General features: G+C 45.6%; 1 protein-coding gene and 1 pseudogene. Both read left to right on the plus strand.

All coding sequences use genetic code 11. The annotated features are described in order from the left end of the window. On the plus strand, nucleotides 1-341 hold a 341-nt coding region (locus tag R7R24_RS29270; protein ID WP_318120530.1), incomplete at its 5' end, for a FliM/FliN family flagellar motor C-terminal domain-containing protein. Next, nucleotides 338-566: pseudogene (locus R7R24_RS29275) on the plus strand (flagellar motor switch protein FliN); the annotation flags it as partial. The gene R7R24_RS29270 and the pseudogene R7R24_RS29275, both read left to right, overlap by 4 nt.

Raw genomic sequence — 566 nt, forward strand, 5'->3', positions numbered from 1 at the left:
TCACCTTTGAAGGTTATCAAGGGTCGATGTACTTAAAACTGGACACGCATCTGATCCAAACCTTGATTGAACAGCTTGAGCTGCAATCAGACGTGGATTTGTATGAACCGTTTTGTCGTTCCCTAGAATCAACGCCAGTTCGTCTTAACGTGGTATTGAGTAAAAAAACGATGGCTCTAAGTGACGTGGTCAGCCTAAAACCTGATGACATCATGCCAATCGAATTACTGAATACCGTACCGGTAAGCATTGGCAATCAACCTCTCTTTACTGGCCGTATTGCTGAGCAAGACGGACAGCTTGTTTTGATTTTTAACCCGGATAAGGAAACGCAGCGATGAGCGAAGCGCCTGAAACTAAAGCGTTCGACACAGATGAACTGAACTTTGATGATTTTCAATTAGAAGACTTTGAAGCTGAAACAACGCGCCAACCTGAGCCTGTTGCTGCAGAGCGCGACCTGAGCTTTTTCAAAAGCATCCCTGTGACTGTCACGCTTGAAGTCGCAAGTAAAGAGATCCCACTTGGTGATTTGATGAAAGCGGGCGAAGGCACCGTCATTGAAC

The sequence above is a fragment of the Vibrio sp. 704 genome (assembly GCF_033339295.1).